The 16,773-nt window shown below is 59.8% G+C and carries 16 protein-coding genes and 1 pseudogene; 11 read left to right on the forward strand and 6 right to left on the reverse strand.

Annotated elements, in window-relative coordinates:
• The 4 genes from PMI35_RS20310 to PMI35_RS20295 form a co-directional block, all read left to right on the forward strand.
• Positions 1–2,123: DUF2339 domain-containing protein (locus tag PMI35_RS20310; RefSeq protein WP_008058031.1), on the forward strand; the 2,123-nt coding region annotated here is incomplete at its 5' end.
• The gene (locus PMI35_RS20305; RefSeq protein WP_008058032.1) at positions 2,120–3,481 is read left to right on the forward strand and encodes a DUF3999 domain-containing protein; all 1,362 of its coding nucleotides are present in this window, start codon (positions 2,120–2,122) and stop codon (positions 3,479–3,481) included. The genes PMI35_RS20310 and PMI35_RS20305, both read left to right, overlap by 4 nt.
• Positions 3,482–3,663: 182 nt before the next feature.
• Positions 3,664–4,674 (forward strand): class 1 fructose-bisphosphatase, encoded by a 1,011-nt coding sequence (locus tag PMI35_RS20300; protein ID WP_008058033.1) that lies wholly within the window; start codon positions 3,664–3,666, stop codon positions 4,672–4,674.
• A 3-nt stretch (positions 4,675–4,677) separates the two neighbouring features.
• Positions 4,678–5,280 (forward strand): DUF924 family protein, encoded by a 603-nt coding sequence (locus PMI35_RS20295; protein ID WP_008058034.1) that lies wholly within the window; start codon positions 4,678–4,680, stop codon positions 5,278–5,280.
• Here PMI35_RS20295 and PMI35_RS20290 read toward each other — a convergent pair.
• The 5 genes and pseudogenes from PMI35_RS20290 to PMI35_RS34610 all read right to left on the reverse strand — a co-directional run bounded on the left by PMI35_RS20290 (position 5,277) and on the right by PMI35_RS34610 (position 8,244).
• Positions 5,277–5,621, reverse strand: a complete 345-nt coding sequence (locus PMI35_RS20290; protein WP_008058035.1) for a type II toxin-antitoxin system RelE/ParE family toxin — start codon at positions 5,619–5,621, stop codon at positions 5,277–5,279. The two genes, PMI35_RS20295 and PMI35_RS20290, sit on opposite strands and share 4 nt — an antisense overlap.
• Positions 5,618–5,890 (reverse strand): type II toxin-antitoxin system Phd/YefM family antitoxin, encoded by a 273-nt coding sequence (locus PMI35_RS20285; RefSeq protein ID WP_008058036.1) that lies wholly within the window; start codon positions 5,888–5,890, stop codon positions 5,618–5,620. Before PMI35_RS20285 ends, PMI35_RS20290 begins: the two co-directional genes overlap by 4 nt.
• A gap of 210 nt (positions 5,891–6,100) precedes the next feature.
• The gene (locus PMI35_RS35860; protein WP_370628229.1) at positions 6,101–6,865 is read right to left on the reverse strand and encodes a methyl-accepting chemotaxis protein; all 765 of its coding nucleotides are present in this window, start codon (positions 6,863–6,865) and stop codon (positions 6,101–6,103) included.
• Between the two features lie 93 nt (positions 6,866–6,958).
• A pseudogene (locus PMI35_RS35865) lies at positions 6,959–7,993 on the reverse strand (HAMP domain-containing protein); the annotation flags it as partial.
• Between the two features lie 107 nt (positions 7,994–8,100).
• Positions 8,101–8,244, reverse strand: coding sequence for a hypothetical protein (locus PMI35_RS34610; protein WP_008058040.1), 144 nt, complete (start codon positions 8,242–8,244; stop codon positions 8,101–8,103).
• 28 nt (positions 8,245–8,272) lie between these two features.
• On the opposite strand from PMI35_RS34610, the gene PMI35_RS20275 reads away from it, so the two are divergent.
• Positions 8,273–8,527 carry a hypothetical protein gene (locus tag PMI35_RS20275; protein WP_008058046.1) on the forward strand — a complete coding sequence of 85 codons (255 nt, stop codon included), beginning with the start codon at positions 8,273–8,275 and terminating at the stop codon, positions 8,525–8,527.
• A gap of 31 nt (positions 8,528–8,558) precedes the next feature.
• Positions 8,559–9,128, forward strand: a complete 570-nt coding sequence (locus PMI35_RS20270) for a lipocalin family protein (protein ID WP_008058050.1) — start codon at positions 8,559–8,561, stop codon at positions 9,126–9,128.
• 55 nt (positions 9,129–9,183) lie between these two features.
• Here the strand turns inward: PMI35_RS20270 and PMI35_RS20265 are convergent, their stop codons facing one another.
• A complete protein-coding gene (locus PMI35_RS20265) occupies positions 9,184–10,548 on the reverse strand; it encodes a formimidoylglutamate deiminase (RefSeq protein WP_008058051.1) in 1,365 nt (454 codons plus the stop codon).
• Between the two features lie 146 nt (positions 10,549–10,694).
• Between PMI35_RS20265 and hutC the strand changes: the two genes are divergently transcribed.
• The 5 genes from hutC to PMI35_RS20240 all read left to right on the forward strand — a co-directional run bounded on the left by hutC (position 10,695) and on the right by PMI35_RS20240 (position 16,758).
• Positions 10,695–11,405, forward strand: a complete 711-nt coding sequence (hutC, locus tag PMI35_RS20260; protein ID WP_162135916.1) for a histidine utilization repressor — start codon at positions 10,695–10,697, stop codon at positions 11,403–11,405.
• Positions 11,402–11,971 carry a HutD/Ves family protein gene (locus PMI35_RS20255; RefSeq protein WP_008058052.1) on the forward strand — a complete coding sequence of 190 codons (570 nt, stop codon included), beginning with the start codon at positions 11,402–11,404 and terminating at the stop codon, positions 11,969–11,971. Before hutC ends, PMI35_RS20255 begins: the two co-directional genes overlap by 4 nt.
• Before the next feature lie 445 nt (positions 11,972–12,416).
• Positions 12,417–14,099, forward strand: coding sequence for a urocanate hydratase (gene hutU / locus PMI35_RS20250; protein WP_008058053.1), 1,683 nt, complete (start codon positions 12,417–12,419; stop codon positions 14,097–14,099).
• 148 nt (positions 14,100–14,247) lie between these two features.
• Positions 14,248–15,720 (forward strand): purine-cytosine permease family protein, encoded by a 1,473-nt coding sequence (locus PMI35_RS20245; RefSeq protein WP_008058056.1) that lies wholly within the window; start codon positions 14,248–14,250, stop codon positions 15,718–15,720.
• 69 nt (positions 15,721–15,789) lie between these two features.
• Positions 15,790–16,758, forward strand: a complete 969-nt coding sequence (locus PMI35_RS20240) for an ABC transporter substrate-binding protein (RefSeq protein WP_008058059.1) — start codon at positions 15,790–15,792, stop codon at positions 16,756–16,758.
• Positions 16,759–16,773: the final 15 nt, after the last annotated feature.

The raw sequence follows: 16,773 nt of genomic DNA on the forward strand, positions 1-16,773 counted from the left end.
TCGGCTTGTTGTTCCCCCGACGTAAATTGCTGCAAATGGGTGACGCGCCCGAGGATGAAAGCCGTGAAGCGCTGTTGCGCTGGTCCGCGCGCAAGGGTGATTACGTCGACGGCACGTTGCTGTTCGGTCCGCCGTTGGTTGGCTTTGGATTGCAGTTCGCCCTGGTTCAGCATCTGGAGTTCGCTGCCGCGTTCAGCGCCCTGGCGCTTGGGGTGATCTATCTGGGCCTGGCTCGTTGGCTGATGGGTGGTCGCGCACTGCTATTGGCGGAAACCTGCCTGGCGCTGGGTGTGATTTTCACCAGCCTGGCGATTCCCCTGGGGCTGGATGCGCGGTGGACGAGCGCGGCATGGGCGGTGGAAGGCGCGGGGATTTTCTGGCTGGGCCTGCGCCAGCAACGTCCGCTCGCCCGAGCGTTTGCCTTGTTGTTGCAGGCGGGCGCGGCGCTGGTGTTTCTCGGTGAACTGCGCAGCGGCGAGAGCAGCCTGCTTGAGGGCACGCCGCTGGGGGCGTTGATGCTCGGCGGCGCATTGCTGTTCAGCTTTCATCAACTGCACAAGGCCTTGCCTGGGCAGACTTCCTCCTGGGAACGCCATGTCCCTCCGGTCCTTGCCGCTCTCGGCCTGACGTTTGTCTACTTGCTGGCGCCGATGTTCTTTTTCGCCCATGGCACGTCAATCAGTTGGGCATTGGCCGGGCTGCTGACGTTGTTCGTCGCTCTGCGCCTGCCCTCGGCCACATTCCTGCTGGGTGCATTGGTCGTTCAGTTGCTGGGTGCCGTGTTGTTCCTGGTGGCTGAACCGCTGGCCAGCGAAGGCTTGCGCCCGTTGGCCCATGCCGGATTCTGGTCGCCGCTGATGCTGGGCCTGGTCGCGTTGATCGGGGCGTGGCGCTTGCACATCGGCGTTGCTGTCACGGTGATCGATCGCGTGAACCTGCAGCGCTTGTCCTGGACATTGCTGGCGTGGGGAGCGGGGTGGTGGGCCTTGGCTTGGGTCAGTGAAGTGCTGCTGTTTGCCCGATTGCCGCTGCAGGCCACGTTGATGCTGGCGGCCGCGGCAATCAGCGTGGCGCTGTGGGCCGTGTTGGCGCTGCGCCTGGCGTGGCCGGCGCTGGGTGTGCTCTGCACTTTGCTGATCCCGGCCGCCGGCCTGGTGTTGCTCGCCGCCTGGCATCCGCGATTTCATCCGGCGGCCAACGTCGGTTGGCTGCTGTGGGCCGTGGTGTTCGTCGTGCATTTCGTCTCCCTGCGGCGCTTGGCGCCCATGCTGCCGAGCGCTGTCCTGAGCAGTGCCCACGTAATCGGGTGCTGGCTGCTGATCGGTGTGCTGGCGCTTGAGCTGCGTTATGGCTTGCTGCTGTTGTCCGAACAGTACAACGCCTGGCGCTGGCTGGGCTGGGCGCTGCTGCCGAGCCTGTACCTGGTGCTGATGGCGGCGCCCCGTGCCTGGCCCTGGCCGGTGTCGGCCTACGCTCGCGAATACCGTGTGTATGCCGCCGCGCCTTTGGCATTGTTGATGCTGGGCTGGTTCTGGCTGGCCAATATCGTCAGCGATGGCAAGGCTGAGCCCTTGCCCTATGTACCGCTGGTCAACCCGCTGGATTTGGGCCTGCTGCTTGCGTTGTTTGGCGTCTACGCCTGGTCCCGCAGCGAGGCCGCGCAACTGGCGATCCGCGGGCGCTATGCCGCTGCTGTGGCCGCTGCTGCGCAACTGATCGTCGGTGTTTCGTTGTTCCTGTTCTTCACGGCCCTGGTGATGCGCACGGCTCACCATTGGGGCGGCGTGCCGTTCGAGCTGGAGGCCTTGCTCCAATCCATGCGGGTCCAGGCCGGCCTGTCCATCGTCTGGACCTTGATGGCACTGGCTTTGATGATTGGTGGTCATCTGCGTCATCGCCGTGAAGTCTGGTTGATCGGTGCGGCCCTGATCGGCGTGGTGGTGGCGAAATTGTTCTTCGTGGAATTGAGCAACCGTGGCGGGCTGGCGCGGATCGTGTCGTTTATCGGCGTTGGCGTGTTGCTGCTGGTAGTGGGCTATTTCGCCCCGTTGCCACCCAAGCGCGTCGAAACCGTGGCGGATCCCGAGAAACCGGCACCGCAAACCCAAGGAGTGTCGTCTTGAGTCAGAAGCTGAACCTGGTCTGGCTGGGTATCGCAATGGGCTTGGCACTGACTGTCTCTGCCCAGGAAGCACCGGCGGACTTCGCCACGCAAGTGCCATTGGCCGTGAGCGGTGAAGGTCCATGGTATCGCCTTGAGCTGCCCCTGGCCGTGCAGTTGAGCGCACGGCAGACCGACCTCAGTGATGTGCGTGTGTTCAACGCCGCTGGCGAACCGCTGGCCTATGCCCTGTCACAGGCCAGCGCACAAACTGACGACAGCCGCACGCTGACTGACGTCAAATGGTTCCCGCTGTACGACTCGGCGGACGCGACCGAACATGCCCCGAACGTGCGGGTGCAAGCGAATGCCAATGGCACCCTGGTTCAGGTGCAGCCTTCCACTGAGCTGGAGGTGGGGGAGGAAGCGTTACGTGGCTGGCTACTGGATGCAAGCGCCATCAAGGCGCCGTTGCAGCAGCTGATCCTCGACTGGACCAGCGAGCGCGATGGCTTCCAGCGGTTCAGTATCGAGGCCAGCGACGATTTGCAGCATTGGCAGTCCTGGGGCGAGGGGCAACTGGCGCGGCTGACGTTTGCCGATGAACGGGTCGAGCAGCTTGAGGTCGGCCTGCCGGGGCAGTCGGCACGCTATCTGCGCTTGCTGTGGGACACGCCGCAATCAGCACCGACACTGACATCGGCGCAGCTGCAAAGCGTGCGCAGCTTGCCGCTGCCGTTGGTCTGGTCCAACGAGTTGCACGGCAGTAGCGTGAAGGCAGGGGAATACACCTGGCAGTTACCGAGGGTGCTGAGCGTCGAGCGAGTACAGGTCGAGTTGAGTCAACCCAACAGCCTGGCGCCGGTCATCCTGTCTGGGCGTCGCGATAGCAGCTTGCCGTGGCAACCATTGAACAATGGCTTGCTCTATCGCCTGACCCAGAGTGGCGAGGATGTGGTGCAGAACCAATTGCAGTTACCCGGGCTGCCCGTGCAACAGTTGAAACTGACCGTGGATGAGCGCGGTGGTGGCTTGGGCGCTCAAGCGCCAACGCTGAAGTTTGCCGTGCGGGCGACGCAATTGGTGTTTCTGGTGCGGGGGCCTGGACCTTACAGGTTGGCGTTGGGCAATGCGACGGTAAAGGCGGCGAGCTTGCCGTTGTCGACGCTGATTCCGGATTACAGCGCGGCCAAGCTGGCGACGTTGGGCCAGGCGTCGGTTGATGGCGGGGCGCCGGTGCCCCCGATGGTGCCGACCGTGCCGGCATCGGCGGGCACCGACTGGAAGAAGTTTGGCTTGTGGGCGGTGTTGTTGCTTGGCGTGTTCTTCCTGGCGGCAATGGCGTTCAGTCTGCTGCGCAAGCCGCCAGCCAACACCTGAAAATGGCTGGCGCTGCGCACCATTTTCGAGCAAACCTGCTTCTACAAAAGAAGGCAGTTTCCTACTACGCTGAACCCCGCGCATGAACTCTCTTGAGCCGATCACGTCTGATAGGAGGAAATGCGCCCCGACTCGCGTTAAACTGCGCGGGTTTTTAGTCCCCCATTCCTCCGGAGCCTTCCATGTCCCGCGTTACCTTGAGTCGCTATTTGATTGAGCAGACCCGCAGCAACAACACTCCTGCCGATCTGCGCTTCCTGATCGAAGTGGTGGCGCGTGCCTGCAAGGAGATCAACCACGCCGTGTCCAAAGGCGCCCTGGGTGGCGTTCTGGGCAGCATGGGCACTGAAAACGTCCAGGGCGAAGTGCAGAAGAAGCTCGACGTGATCTCCAACGAGATCCTGCTCGAAGCCAACGAATGGGGCGGTCACCTGGCCGGCATGGCGTCCGAAGAAATGGACAATGCCTACCAGATCCCGGGCAAATACCCGAAAGGCGCGTACCTGTTGGTATTCGACCCGCTGGACGGTTCGTCGAACATCGACATCAACGCCCCGGTCGGCACCATCTTCTCGGTACTGCGCTGCCCGAACGAATACCTGAGCCAGAACGAGCCCTTGAACGAAAAGGCTTTCCTGCAGCCAGGTACCCAGCAAGTGGCCGCCGGTTACGCGATCTACGGTCCACAGACCATGTTGATCCTGACCCTGGGCGACGGCGTGAAAGGTTTCACCCTTGACCGTGAAATGGGCAGTTTCGTACTGACCCACGAAAACATCACCATTCCTGAAACCACCCAGGAGTTCGCCATCAACGCGTCCAACCAGCGTCACTGGGAAGCACCGGTACAGCGCTACGTTGGCGAACTGCTGGCAGGCGATGAAGGCCCGCTGAAAAAGAACTACAACATGCGTTGGGTTGCCGCGATGGTCGCCGACGTGCACCGCATCCTGACCCGTGGTGGCTTGTTCATGTACCCACGCGACAGCCGCGAGCCGTCGAAGCCGGGCAAACTGCGCCTGATGTACGAAGCCAACCCGATGTCGTTCCTGGTGGAACAGGCGGGCGGCGCGTCCACAAACGGTCACCAGCGCATTCTCGACATCCAGCCTGAAGGCCTGCACCAGCGCGTAGCGGTGTTCCTGGGCTCGAAAGAAGAAGTCGCACGCGTGACGGCTTACCACAAGGAATAAACCATGAACGCGCCCTGGCAGCCGTTGCTTGATTGGTGGTTCGGTACAGTCGAAACAGCCAGGGCAATTGCGGCTGACAAGGGCAAGTTATGGTTTGGCAAGCGTGACAGCCAGGACCTCGAGGCGCGCGAGCGTTTCGGGGGCCAGGTCGAGCAGGCACTGGCCGGCGGATTGACCGAGTGGATGCAACGTCCCGAAGGTTGGCTGGCACTGGTACTGTTGCTCGATCAACTCCCGCGCATGATCTTTCGCGACACCCCCAAAGCTTTTTCCGGTGATCTGCGGGCCCAGAAACTGGTCGCCCAAGGCATTGCCGCGGATTTTGATCGGCAGTTATCACCGATTCAGCAAGTGTTCATCCTCCTGGTGTTCGAACACAGCGAGAACCTCGCGGTGCAGAACGAAGGCGTCTCGCGCTACATCGATCTGGTGGCGCAACAACCGGAGAGTGATCGGGCGTTGTTTGCCGATTACCTGGATTTTGCCGAGCGGCATCAGAAGGTGATTGCGCAGTTTGGACGGTTTCCGCATCGCAATGCGGTGTTGGGGCGAGAGAGTACGGCTGAGGAATTGGCGTTTCTTTCCAGGCCAGGGTCACGTTTCTAAAAACGCCCGTCAGGATTGCCTTGTAGCAGTCGCTTCATCAGTAACGTTGGCAGGCTTTTTCGCGTATCGGCAATGATGTGAACGAAGACTGTCTGTTCACGAACCTCATAAATGACTCTGTTCATTCCTGAGAGGATCTGTCGATACTGGCTGAGATTCAGCTTCTCGATTTCTTCCGGTACCGACCCTGAATAGGGTTGCTCCCCCAAATGGCGGATGGCAGCTTTCAGGTTCGAGTAAGTGCTTTGCCAGGTTTGGCTTGAGAAGTTTTTAATGAGATAGGTGCGGAGTTCTTTCAAGTCTGTTTCGGCGGATTGAAGAATGACGACCGTTAAACTCATTGATGGTCAGCCTTGTCCAGGTCAGCGAAAACATCCTCGGCATCGCGAAACTTACCTTCCTCAATCTCACGATTACCCATCGCCAAAAGCTTTAAAAGGGCCATCGTGTCTTCTTGCTCTTCAAAGCTTTTCACGTCCATGACTACCAGTTTGGCTTCACCGTTTTGGGTGATCACCAATGGCTCGCGGCTTTCAGTGAGTGTTTTGACGATTTCCGCGGTATGACTTTTCAAATAACTGATTGGCTTGATTTGAGATGAAAGCTTCATGGCGTGGCTCCCCGACGGAATGAGTAAGACTGAGTTTAGTCTTAATTCAGTCTTGTGTCAGTGCGGGTCGACCAGTGATGAATAGAGCGGTTCGTCTTTACTGATGCCGTCATCGCGAGGAGGCTCGCTCCCACAGGGACACAAAATTTGTGCTCGGCGGCGATCCATTGTGGGAGCGAGCCTGCTCGCGATGAGGTCGGTTAGAGCGCCTTAGATCCTGAAACTGCCGACCAACTGCTTCAACCGCGCCGCCTGCTGTTCAAGGTCAGCACACGCGCGCAAGGTCGACTGCAGGTTTTCCACACCCTCCTGGTTCAACGTGTTGATCTCGGTGATGTCGACGTTGATCGATTCCACCACGGCCGTCTGCTCTTCAGTTGCCGTCGCCACGGACTGGTTCATGCCGTCGATCTCGCCGATGCGCTGGGTCACGCTGCCCAGGCGTTCGCCGGCCTGGTTGGCGATGCCAACGCTGCTTTCGCTCTGACGCTGGCTGTCGGTCATGATGGTTACCGCTTCCCTGGCGCCGACTTGCAGTTCCTCGATCATCTTCTGCACTTGCTGCGCCGAGTCCTGGGTGCGGTGGGCGAGGTTGCGCACTTCGTCGGCGACCACCGCAAAACCACGTCCGGCTTCACCAGCACGCGCAGCTTCGATCGCTGCGTTGAGCGCCAGCAGGTTGGTCTGCTGGGAGATGCTGGTGATCACCTCCAGAATCTGCCCGATGTTGACGGTGTTGCTGTTGAGCGTTTCGATGTTGCCGCACGAATCGCTGATCTTTGCCGACAGCTGGTGCATCGCCGAGATGGTTTTATCCACAACCTGCTGGCCCTCTTCGGCCAGCGCGCGCGCATCGCTCGAATGCTGCGAGGCGAGGGCGGCGTTCTGGGCGATTTCCTGGGCGGCGGCGCCGAGTTGATTGATCGCGGCGGCCACGCTGCTGGTGCGCGAGGCTTGCTGGTCGGAGTTGAACATCGACGAATTGGACGCGGCGACCACGCGCAGCGCCACTTCGTTGACCTGGCCCGTGGCCGAGGACACTTCGCTGATCGAGGTGTGGATGCGTTCGACGAAACGGTTGAACGACAGCCCCAGTGCGCCAAATTCGTCATGGCCGTGGATGGTCAGGCGTTTGGTCAGGTCACCTTCGCCTTCGGCGATGTCGTGCATGGCACGGCCCATGGTCAGCAACGGCTGCATCAGGACACTGATCAGCATGCCCAGCAACGTGATGATGATCAGCACTGCAATCACCATGGCGATGATCGCCGAGGTGCGGAATTCGCTCAGCATCGAGAACGCGGTGTCCTGATCCAGCACCAGTGCCACGTACCAATCCGCCGACGGCACACCGTTGACGTGGGTGAAGGAAATGAACTGGCTCTTGCCATCGATCTCGACTTCCTTCATGCCCGGGCTGACTTTCGGCGCACCGTTGGGGTAAGCGTCGGTGAGGTTTTTGAGCACCCATTTGCTGTCCGGGTGAATCAGGATCTTGCCGTCGGCGCCCACGATAAAGGCATGGCCGTGGCCGCCGAAATTCAGCGAGTTGATGATTGCACTGACGCTGGACAGGTCGATGTCGGCGCCAGCAACGCCAATCATCTGGCCCTGGCGCTGAACCGGCGTTGCCACCGTGATCACCAGCTTGCCGGAAGAAGCGGCGATGTACGGTTCAGTGACGATGGTCTGTTGTGCGCTGTTGGCAGCCTTGTACCAGCCGCGGGCGCGCGGGTCGTAGTCTGCCGCGCGATTGCCCGCCGGGACCGAGAACATCACGCCATCGGCGCCACCGAAGTAACTCAGCTGGAAATTGCCGGTGTAGGCGGGCAGGTCGATGATGCGTTTCAGGCTGGCAGGGGCATTGCCGTCGGCGCTGACCTGCTGGGCCATGGATTGCAGCAACTGCATGCGGCTTTCCAGCCAGGTCTGGATGTTGCTGGTGGTCAGGCTGCCAAGTTCCTGCATCGAGGCTTCGGTGCTGCTGCGCAAGGTCTGGCGCTGGCGATAGTCGTTGAACAGGATGAAACAAGCGAATGCGACGGCCACCACGAGGGCGGCAGCCAACAAGATCTTGTGGCTGAATTTCATGTTTCTGGTCATTGGATGAGCTACCGCAGGAGAACTGGTCAACAAAAGGGAGGCAAATGTCACGAGCGTGGCTTTGCGTTGCCTGTATGTCGACTGGACGGCGCCAAAGATTAGGCGCTTTATGCAAAAAACGACGAAATACCCGGCAGCAGGACGAAGTGGTTGAAAATTCGCGCAAAGGCAGACGAGCGGCCTGATAAATAGCCCGTCGGGAAGGGAACCAGACTGGGGTTTTCTCTTCTAAGGTTCAGCTTGGCAGTCATGCCAATACCCTCGTCCGTGGAGTTTCACATGTCGCTGCGATCCATCGCCCTGCTGTCGTTTTGCGTGTTGTTGGCTGCGTGCAGCAAGGTCAATCAGGAAAACTACTCCAAGCTGGAGTCAGGAATGGCCAAGGCCGATGTTGAAACCCTGTTGGGTAAACCTGCCGATTGCTCGGGCGCGCTCGGCATGTCCAGTTGCACATGGGGCGACAAGAACAGCTTTATCAGCGTGCAGTTCGCCGGTGACAAAGTGTTGATGTTTTCCGGCCAAGGCCTGAAGTAAACCGGGGCCACAGGCCCACGGGAGAAAAACAATGAAGCGGTTATTGATCTTGCTTTTTGCCGGCCTGGTGTTGGCCGGTTGTGCCAGTTCTGGCCAGGACCCGTTGGCGCCCAAAACCGCCAACAGTGTCAATCTCAAGCGCTATCAAGGTACCTGGTACGAGTTGGCGCGAATGCCGATGTACTTCCAGCGCGACTGCGCGCAATCCGAAGCCCACTACACGCTCAAGCCTGACGGTAACGTCGCGGTGTTGAATCGCTGCCTGACGGCACAGTGGCAATGGGAAGAGGTCAAGGGCACGGCGTATCCACAAGTCCCAGGCAAGAGCGACAAACTGTGGGTCGAATTCGATACCTGGTTTTCAAGGTTGATACCGGGCGTGGCGAAGGGCGAATACTGGGTGTTGTACGTCAGCGATGACTACAAGACTGCTATCGTCGGCGACCCGAGTCGTCGTTACCTGTGGTTGCTGGCGCGCACACCGACCGTCAACGGTGTCGTGCGTGAAGAATTGCTGAGCAAGGCGCGTCAGCAGGGCTATGACACCACGCGGCTGATCTGGCGGGCGTCGGATACGCAGATGGCGAAGACCTCGGACTGACGGTTAACACATGATCGTTCCCACGCAGAGCGTGGGAACGATCAGTAGCAGGGTTTCAGCCCAAGAGTTCGCGCAGGACCTGAGTGAAGGCGCGATTGCTTTCCTCTTCCCCGGCATGCCGCCCGTCACGCACCACCCACTGGCCATTGACCAGCACATCACGCACCTGACGATCGCCACCGGCAAACAACCACCGATTCAGAATCCCGTCACCACTGGCGGTCGCCAGATACGGATCGTTGCCATCCAGCACCAGCCAATCCGCGCGGTTACCCACTTCCAGCGCGCCAATCGGCTGACCCAGCGCTTGTGCGCCGCCATCCAGTGCTGCGTCATACAGTGTGCGGCCGACCATCGGCTGGTCCGCGCCGTACAACCGGTTACGACGCTGATCGCGCAAGCGTTGCCCGTATTCCAGCCAACGCAGTTCCTCCACCACGCTCAACGACACATGGCTGTCGGAACCGATGCCCATGCGCCCGCCCTGGGCGAGAAAATCCACTGCGGGGAAAATCCCGTCGCCCAGGTTGGCTTCGGTGGTCAGGCACAGGCCAGCGATGGCGCGACTCTTGGCCATCAGCGTGACTTCTTCCGGGTTGGCGTGGGTGGCATGGACCAGGCACCAGCGCTGATCGACTTCGGTATTTTCATACAGCCATTGCAGCGGACGACGACCGCTCCAGCTCAGGCAGTCTTCGACTTCCTTCTGCTGTTCGGCGATATGAATGTGCACCGGGCATTGCTTGTCGCTGGCCGCCAGCACTTCGCTGATCTGTTGCGGCGTGACCGCGCGCAATGAGTGGAAACACAAACCCAGGGACTGGGCCTTCTGCTGAGCCAGCAGGGGTTGCAGGCGCGATTGAAGCTTCAGGTAATTTTCGGTGCTGTTGATGAAGCGGCGCTGGCCGTCGTTCGGGCTCTGGCCACCGAAACCGGAATGACTGTAGAGCACCGGCAGCAGGGTCAGGCCAATACCGGTTTCGCTGGCTGCCTGACTGATGCGCAGGGCCAGTTCAGCCGGGTCGGCATAAGGTTGGCCGTTGTGGTCATGGTGCACATAATGAAATTCCGCGACCGACGTGTAACCGGCCTTGAGCATTTCGATGTACAGCTGGCGGGCAATGACGCCGAGTTGTTCCGGGCTGATTTTTCCGACGAGGCGATACATCAGGTCGCGCCAGGTCCAGAAACTGTCATTCGGGTTACCTGCCACTTCCGCCAGCCCGGCCATTGCCCGCTGGAAGGCGTGGGAGTGCAGGTTCGGCATGCCTGGCAGCAGCGGACCGCTCAACCGTTCGGCGTCATCTGCATGGGAATCGGCCTGGATATGGGTCAGGACGCCATCGGCGCTGACCTCAAGACGTACATTGTTGGCCCATCCGTTAGGCAGCAGCGCGCGTTCGGCAAAGAAGGCGGACATGGTTCAGCACCCCATCGTGTGTTATTTGTATATACATATACAGACGTTTGCCTGCCCGGTAAACTCCGGCAAGCTAGCGACATCAATCAAACGACCAAGGAATAACCGTGCCGACTCCGCCTCCAGTCTCCCCGTTGGCCGCGAACATGGGCGACAGTCCGGCGCCCCTGTACGCCCGCGTCAAACAAATGATCACCCAGCAAATCGACAGCGGTAACTGGCCGCCGCACTACCGCGTTCCGTCGGAAAGCGAGCTGGTCAGCCAATTGGGCTTCAGCCGCATGACCATCAACCGCGCGTTGCGCGAAATGACCGCCGACGGTCTGTTGGTGCGCATGCAAGGTGTCGGTACTTTCGTCGCCGAGCCGAAAAGCCAGTCCGCCCTGTTCGAAGTGCACAACATCGCCGACGAAATCGCCTCCCGTGGCCATCGCCATACCTGCAAGGTGATTACCCTTGAAGAAGAGGCCGCCGGCTCCGAACGCGCCCTGGCGCTGGACATGCGCGAAGGGCAAAAGGTGTTCCACTCGCTGATCGTGCATTTCGAAAACGACATTCCGGTGCAAATCGAAGACCGTTTCGTCAACGCGCTGGTGGCGCCCGACTACCTCAAGCAGGACTTCACCCTGCAAACGCCGTACGCCTATCTGAACCAGGTCGCGCCGCTGACCGAAGGCGAGCACGTGGTCGAGGCGATTCTGGCCGAGCCGTCCGAATGCAAGTTGCTGCAGATTGAAAAAGGCGAGCCGTGCCTGCTGATCCGTCGCCGCACCTGGTCGGGGCGTCAGCCGGTGACCGCCGCTCGCTTGATTCACCCCGGTTCCCGTCATCGTCTGGAAGGTCGGTTCCACAAATGAATGAGCTGAAAGTTTTACGCGCCAAAGATTACCCGCGCATGCCGTGGAAAAACGGCGGCGGCAGTACCGAAGAAATCACTCGCGACGCCGGCACTGGCCTGGACGGTTTCGGCTGGCGCCTGTCGATTGCCGACATCGGCGAGTCGGGCGGGTTTTCCACTTTCGCCGGTTACGAGCGGATCATTACCGTACTGCAGGGCGACGGCATGACCTTGTCGGTGGACGGTCAGGTCACGCGGCCGTTGTTACCGATCGATCCGTTTGCCTTCAGCGGCGAAAGCCAAGTGTCCTGCACTTTGCTGGGTGGGCCGATCCGCGATTTCAACCTGATTTATGCGCCGAAGCGTTACAGCGCACGGCTGCAATGGCTGAGCGGTGAGCAGCGGTTTTTCAGCGAGGCGGGGACTGTGCTGGTGTTCAGCGTCAGCGATGCGCTGGAGGTGAAGGTCGGTAACAGTGCTTCGCAACTGGGTCGTCATGATTGCCTGCAACTTGTCGGTAACACCGGGCTGTTGGAAGTCTCCAGCAATGGCTCATGCTGTGTAATTGAGCTAACTGCACGCTGATTCAAAATCCTTAAAAGATCGCAGCCTTCGGCAGCTCCTACATTGAATGGTGTAAACCCTGTAGGAGCTGTCGAAGGCTGCGATCTTTTGCTTTTCAGCGTTCCCGTACGCGCACCACTTTGTTACCGAACGCCCCAGCGTGGCGCAAAACCACGCTCAAGTAACAACGCCACCCATCCTCAAAAAATCCCCTCGTAAATTTTCATCTACGTCGAAACCCTTGATCCAGGCGCGCTCCAGCCGTTTCAGAATTTTTCTTGAATGCCCATCCAACAAGTTGGCCGCTTGATTGCATATGCTTGTATGTACAAGTAAAGACGTATGCGTATGAGTCGATCGAGACTCCCCGCAACGTCCACTGATTCGCTTGTGGCGCGTTGACGCGCACAGGCTGGCTTACCCACCGCCAGGGTTGGTTTGGATTGATCGCTGAGGAGTCTTTTTCGTGACTGACAATAAAACTACCAAGTTTCGTGACGTTGAAATCCGCGCTGCCCGCGGTAACAAGCTGACCGCCAAGAGCTGGCTGACCGAAGCGCCGCTGCGCATGCTGATGAACAACCTCGACCCGGAAGTCGCCGAGAACCCTAAGGAATTGGTGGTTTACGGTGGTATCGGTCGTGCGGCACGTAACTGGGAATGCTACGACAAGATCGTCGAGAGCCTGACCAACCTGAACGACGACGAGACCCTTCTGGTGCAATCCGGCAAGCCGGTCGGCGTGTTCAAGACTCACGCCAATGCCCCGCGCGTATTGATCGCCAACTCCAACCTGGTGCCAAAATGGGCCAGCTGGGAACACTTCAACGAACTCGACGCCAAAGGCCTGGCCATGTACGGCCAGATGACCGCCGGCAGCTGGATCTACATCGGCAGCCAGGGCATCGTCCAGGGCACCTACGAAACCTTCGTCGAGGCTGGTCGCCAGCACTACAACGATGACCTGACCGGCAAGTGGGTACTGACCGCTGGCCTGGGCGGCATGGGTGGCGCTCAACCCCTGGCTGCAACCCTGGCCGGCGCTTGCTCGCTGAACATCGAATGCCAGCAGGTCAGCATCGATTTCCGTTTGAACAGCCGCTACGTCGACGAGCAAGCCAAAGACCTCGACGACGCTCTGGCACGCATCGCCAAATACACCAAGGAAGGCAAAGCGATCTCCATCGCCCTGCTGGGTAACGCCGCTGAAATCCTGCCGGAACTGGTCAGTCGCGGTGTGCGTCCGGACATGGTCACCGACCAGACCAGCGCCCACGACCCACTGAACGGCTACCTGCCAGCGGGCTGGACCTGGGAAGAGTACCGCGCTCGCGCCAAGACCGAGCCTGCTGCCGTGGTCAAAGCCGCCAAGCAATCGATGGCCGTACACGTTAAAGCGATGCTGGATTTCCAGAAAATGGGCATCCCGACTTTCGACTACGGCAACAACATCCGTCAGATGGCCCAGGAAGAAGGCGTGGAAAACGCATTCGACTTCCCAGGCTTCGTACCGGCTTACATTCGTCCACTGTTCTGCCGTGGCATCGGCCCGTTCCGTTGGGCTGCGCTGTCGGGCAACGCCGAAGACATTTACAAGACCGACGCCAAGGTAAAAGAGCTGATCCCGGACGACGCCCACCTGCACAACTGGCTGGACATGGCGCGTGAGCGCATCAGCTTCCAGGGTCTGCCGGCACGTATCTGCTGGGTTGGCCTGGGCCTGCGCGCCAAGCTGGGCCTGGCGTTCAACGAAATGGTGCGCAGCGGTGAGCTGTCGGCGCCAATCGTGATCGGTCGCGACCACCTGGATTCCGGTTCTGTTTCCAGCCCGAACCGCGAAACCGAATCGATGCAGGACGGTTCCGATGCCGTGTCCGACTGGCCACTGCTCAACGCCCTGCTCAACACCGCAAGCGGCGCGACCTGGGTGTCCCTGCACCACGGCGGCGGCGTCGGCATGGGCTTCTCCCAGCACTCGGGCATGGTGATTGTCTGCGATGGTACCGATGAAGCGGCCGAGCGTATCGCGCGCGTGCTGCACAACGACCCGGCGACCGGCGTCATGCGCCACGCCGATGCGGGTTACCAGATCGCGATCGACTGCGCCAAGGAACAAGGGCTGAACCTGCCGATGATTACCGGTAAATAAACAAACCTGTGGGAGCTGGCTTGCCAGCGATGGCGGCGGCATTGTCGGAATTGATGTTGAACATGCCGACGTCATCGCGGGCAAGCCCGCTCCCACAGGGGCCGAGTAACCCGATAGAACAATTAAAACAATCCACAGAGGTTGAACCATGGCTGTCAGCAGCGAACGTGCAGGCAACAAACCGTTGATCGAGAAACGTTCGATCGACTACATCCCGGAAGCGGAAAGACACGGTCGTCTGTTCAGCCAGTTCACCCTGTGGATGGGTGCCAACCTGCAAATCACCGCGATTGTCACCGGGGCCCTGGCCGTGGTGTTGGGCGGTGACGTGTTCTGGTCGTTGATCGGTCTGTTGATCGGCCAACTGATCGGCGGCGGCGTCATGGCACTGCATGCTGCGCAAGGGCCCAAGCTTGGCCTACCGCAGATGATCTCCAGCCGGGTGCAGTTCGGCGTTTATGGCGCGGCCATCCCGATCGTGCTGGTCTGCCTGATGTACCTGGGCTTCACTGCAACGGGCACCGTGCTGTCCGGACAGGCACTGGGCCAGTTGTTTGGTGTCAGTGACACCGTCGGTATCCTCATCTTCGCCAGTGTCATCGTGCTGGTCACGGTACTCGGTTATCGGGTGATCCACTGGATTGGCCGTGTTGCCAGCGTCATTGGTGTGATTGCCTTCGTTTACCTGTTCAGCCGTTTGATGAGCCAGACTGACGTTGGCGCACTGCTGGAAATCCGCCACTTCAGCTGGAGCAGCTTCCTGCTTGCGGTGTCGCTCGCGGCGTCCTGGCAGATCGCCTTCGGCCCTTACGTGGCTGACTATTCACGCTACCTGCCGAGCAAGACTTCCTCGGTGAAAACCTTTTTCGCCGCTGGCGCAGGTTCGGTGATTGGCGCACAGGTGGCGATGATCCTCGGCGTGCTTGCCGCTGCCTCGGCCAACGGACAATTCGCCGGCCACGAAGTGGCCTACATCGTTGGTTTGGGCGGTACCGGTGCCACCGCTGCGCTGCTGTATTTCAGCATTGCGTTCGGCAAGGTCACCATCTCCACGCTCAACTCCTACGGCAGCTTCATGTGCATTGCGACCATCATCAGCGGTTTCCGTGGTGACCTGAAGGTAACGCACTTGCAGCGTCTGGTCTTCGTGCTGGGCATCGTCGGTGCTGCGACCCTGATGGCGTTGCTCGGTCAGCACTCGTTCCTCGGCGCGTTCAAGTCTTTCATCCTGTTCCTGCTGGCGTTCTTTACTCCCTGGAGTGCGATCAACCTGGTGGACTACTACTGCATCACCCGCGAGCGCTATGACGTACCGGCGCTGGCTGATCCGAACGGTCGCTACGGCCGTTGGAACACCCTCGGTATCAGCGTCTATGTTTTCGGTGTGCTGGTGCAGCTGCCGTTCATCGCCACCAAGTTCTATACCGGTCCGCTGGTGGATGCCCTGGGTGGTGTGGATATTTCCTGGATTATCGGTCTGGTGATTCCCGCAGCCCTGTATTACGTGTGTGCGAAAAAATGGCACGGAGCAGTACCTGATCACCTGATTCTGCCGCTCGAGCAGGACAGCGTTGTACAACCTAAAACAAGCGGGGCCGGTCGCGCTGCGGCGCAGGCCTGATTGGACGTGGACAGGGCTGGATGCCTCTTGACTGCCGTAAGCCAATTCATGATTAGGAGCGTCACTACAATGAAATCGAACAAGACCCTGCTGACCACATTGCTTTCCATGGGCCTGCTGGCCAGTGCCGGCGCCACTCAGGCGGCGGGTTGGTGCGAGTCAGGCAAACCGGTGAAATTCGCCGGCTTGAACTGGGAAAGCGCCATGCTGCTGACCGACGTGATGCAAGTCGTGCTGGAAAAAGGCTACGACTGCAAGACCGACAGCCTGCCGGGTAACTCCATCACCATGGAAAACGCCCTGAGCAGCAACGATATCCAGGTGTTCGCCGAAGAGTGGGTCGGCCGCAGCGAGGTCTGGAACAAGGCCGAGAAGGCCGGCAAGGTCGTCGGTGTCGGCGCTCCGGTCGTCGGTGCGATCGAAGGCTGGTACGTGCCGCGCTACGTGATCGAAGGCGATGCCAAGCGTAAGCTGGAACCCAAGGCCCCGGACCTGAAAAATATCGCTGACCTGGGCAAATACTCTGCCGTGTTCAAGGACGCCGAAGAGCCATCCAAAGGGCGTTTCTATAACTGCCCGGCCGGCTGGACCTGTGAGCTGGACAACAGTGAAATGCTGAAAAGCTACGGCCTGGAAAGCACCTACACCAACTTCCGCCCAGGCACCGGCCCGGCCTTGGATGCCGCCGTGCTGTCGAGCTACAAGCGTGGCGAACCGATCCTGTTCTACTACTGGTCGCCAACGCCGTTGATGGGTCAGGTCGACGTCGTGAAGCTCGAAGAGAAGCCCGGCGTGAACAAGACCGTGACCATCAAGGTCGGCCTGTCCAAGACTTTCCACGAAGAGGCGCCGGAACTGGTGGCCGTACTGGATAAGGTCAACATTCCAATCGACCTGCTGAACCAGAACCTGGGCCGCATGACCAAAGAGCGGATCGAGTCGCCAAAACTGGCCAAGATCTTCTTGAAGGAACATCCTGAAGTCTGGCACGCCTGGGTAAGTGAAGACGCAGCCAAGAAAATCGACGCGGCCTTGTAGGTTGGGCTTCTCCGG

Origin of the sequence: Pseudomonas sp. GM78, from assembly GCF_000282475.1 — a bacterium.
Classification (GTDB): Bacteria; Pseudomonadota; Gammaproteobacteria; order Pseudomonadales; family Pseudomonadaceae; genus Aquipseudomonas.